Origin of the sequence: Calditerrivibrio sp. (assembly GCF_049968475.1) — a bacterium.
GTDB classification, from domain to species: Bacteria; Chrysiogenota; Deferribacteres; order Deferribacterales; family Calditerrivibrionaceae; genus Calditerrivibrio; species Calditerrivibrio nitroreducens_A.
In genome coordinates this window covers 1-2,547 of the sequence record NZ_JBMFQS010000021.1, presented here as the reverse complement: position 1 = coordinate 2,547, position 2,547 = coordinate 1, and the positions used below count along the sequence as shown (strand labels likewise).

The 2,547-nt window shown below is 38.1% G+C and carries 3 protein-coding genes and 1 pseudogene; all 4 read right to left on the bottom strand.

Annotated features, from left to right (window positions below):
• Window positions 1–29: 29 nt before the first annotated feature.
• Window positions 30–1,214, bottom strand: a complete 1,185-nt coding sequence (locus ACP5Q2_RS09805; RefSeq protein ID WP_428099597.1) for a hypothetical protein — start codon at window positions 1,212–1,214, stop codon at window positions 30–32.
• A gap of 3 nt (window positions 1,215–1,217) precedes the next feature.
• Window positions 1,218–1,373, bottom strand: a complete 156-nt coding sequence (locus ACP5Q2_RS09800; RefSeq protein ID WP_428099594.1) for a hypothetical protein — start codon at window positions 1,371–1,373, stop codon at window positions 1,218–1,220.
• 142 nt (window positions 1,374–1,515) lie between these two features.
• Window positions 1,516–2,412, bottom strand: a complete 897-nt coding sequence (locus ACP5Q2_RS09795; RefSeq protein WP_428099591.1) for an FAD-dependent oxidoreductase — start codon at window positions 2,410–2,412, stop codon at window positions 1,516–1,518.
• Between the two features lie 9 nt (window positions 2,413–2,421).
• Window positions 2,422–2,526, bottom strand: a pseudogene (locus tag ACP5Q2_RS09790) (hypothetical protein); the annotation flags it as partial.
• Between the last annotated feature and the right edge of the window lie 21 nt (window positions 2,527–2,547).

Genomic DNA, 2,547 nt, shown 5'->3' with positions numbered 1-2,547 from the left:
CCCTTAACTCTATCTTATTGTCAAGCTTCCTAACGTTTCCACCCATAGCTAAGTTTTTTTATATTTTTACCTTCGATCTCAAATGCAACAACTTTTCCGGCATCTGGATCGTATACATTTTCGAGCTCCTCTTTCATGAAATATGCTGCAGAAAGTATTGCCCTTTGTTCACTACCTAGTATTGCTACTTTATCGTTATAGCCTATGCTGAATGATCTTAGGTGATCCCGATCGGTGAAACCTAAAATTACATCCTCCACAAGAACTATTGCGGTAGCAGGTCCAGACATCTTCATCCGTTTTAAAATGGGATCGTTTACTATTTCATTGTATCGTACCCTTTTATCCTCAGGCATAGATTTTAACTCTTGGGGGTATTTTCGGCTTAATACCCACTCTATCTCTTCTAAACTGTATCCATTTCTTAGAAGGTAGTCTGTTTGTAAAAATATAGCTTCCGAATCTGTTCCTACGTGTAGATTTATACCCAATTGCTCGAGAGCTATAGCATTCGATTTATCACTGGAGAGGTGGCCGTTGTGAATCCCTGCTATTTCACCTAAGGATATTGGCTGTGGCCCCCACCAAAGCCCTCTACCTCTGCTGGTGGGCCATCTAAGGTGTATGAGACAGGCCTCGTAATACTCTTGCTCATATTTTGGTAGATCGTATATCTTTATTGTGTCTGTTAGCTCAAAAGCGGTTAGAAAAGTACCGTTCTCTTTTGAACTGGAGAAAATCCTTGCATCATCCATGAAATCTTTGTTAAACTTAGCCACATGTTTCATTATGTACACATAATCATCTTTGATCTTTTCTCTGTACATCATCTCTTCTAAGGTTGGTGGAGTAACAAAATATCTTTTTATTATGGGTAGGTCGTATTCATAGTAGTATCTTTTTGCCACTAGATCTTGAGATTCGAGGATATGGACCCCCCAGCTGTTGATTACATGTTCTAACTCACTTACTTTATGCTGACTGCGATACATGATATGAAAAACATAGAAGCTGTTGTCTTTGTAGATCCCTTTAAGGGTAACTCCTGCCCCTATTCTCCCCCTATACTGTAGGCACATTGCACTTTTGAGCAGAGCATCAAGGCTAAATTCTCCAACGGCAGCAAGAAGACCGCAGGCTCCTTGGGGTATCCCTTTTTTACCACCAGAAAATGTCTCAATATCTATATCGTTTTTGTATAAAAGCTCTTCCATCCGTCACTCCAAGTACTTTTTTATACTATCCATGTTAATAAATTGATTTGATATATACTTTTCATATCTGCTTTCATCATTTACAACTGATAATGCCGATCTGGGACATGCCTCAACACTTTTGAAGGAATGGTGGGAGATATTATCTTTAATGAACATATAGAAATGTTTATCTTTTTAGGTGACCATTTTTCATGAACTTTAATTAAGCTATTGTTACTGTAAAAATAGCACCAGTCGCACTGTATGCATATACCGAAAAAGAAACATCTTTTTGCTATTAAAACAGCAACTTCTTCATCTAAGGGGAGCAGAATCTCATTAAAGTTACCTTTTCTATCTTCAAATGAAATTGTTTCCACCACCAATCTGGCTGTCTTCTGGAAATATTTTGTGTTAATATCTTTGTAGTTGCAATCTCTCTCTTGTCTTTAACAGGTACAGGCTTTGATCTTCCGCTTTCATCCACTGGTCCCAGCTTCATCACTTGACAGATCAACTTGAGTCCATTTGAAACCTTTTCGATCTTTATCGGCTGTCTTAAAAAATGGAAGTTAACCCCTTCCCTCATGGCTTCTTCAAATTCACCTGGGTGTGCTGTCATCTCATTTAGGGTTCTTCTGTAGATTATAAAAGGGTTAGCACCTAGTCTTACTGAAACCCTTGCCACATCAAAAGCTGTATAACCACCGCCAATGACTCCTATTCTGTCATACTTATTTATATTTAACACTTCATGGTTGCCAAAGTTAATCTCCCTTAAAAATTCTATCCCATTATAAATATTTTCCAAAAACTCCCCTTCTATCCCTATTTCCCCTGGAGATTGTGCGCCGGTTGCAACTATTACAGCATCAGACTCTTCAACTATATTAATGAATTTATCCTTATCTACATTTTGATTTAAAAGGATTTCAACCCCAGTATCTTTAATATATCTCAGCTCTTTTTCAAACACCTCTTTAGGGTATCTATAGGCAGGGATCCCTTCCACAAGTAGCCCCCCAGGTGTGCTGTGTCTTTCATATACAACAACCTTAAATCCATATGTAGCAAGGAAATATGCAGATGATAGTCCTGCGGGACCAGCTCCAATAATAGAAATTAACTTGTTCTTATCGTGGGATTTTTTGATAGGCTTTAAATTCTTACTATAACCCCAATCAGACACAAACCTTTCCAATGCTTTTATATCCACAGGTTCATCGAATTTGGCTCTATTGCAGGCTGTTTCACAAGGATGATCGCAAAATCTACCGCAACCTGCAGAAAAAGGGTTTGTCTCTTTTAGTACATAGAAAGCTTCATCGATCCTTATTATAGCATGTTTTTA

What these genes read in the sequence shown, in the direction of transcription:
- ACP5Q2_RS09800 (WP_428099594.1), bottom strand. Translation starts at nt 1,373, where the DNA reads ATGTTCATTAAAGATAATATCTCCCACCATTCCTTCAAAAGTGTTGAG.
- ACP5Q2_RS09805 (WP_428099597.1), bottom strand. Translation starts at nt 1,214, where the DNA reads ATGGAAGAGCTTTTATACAAAAACGATATAGATATTGAGACATTTTCT.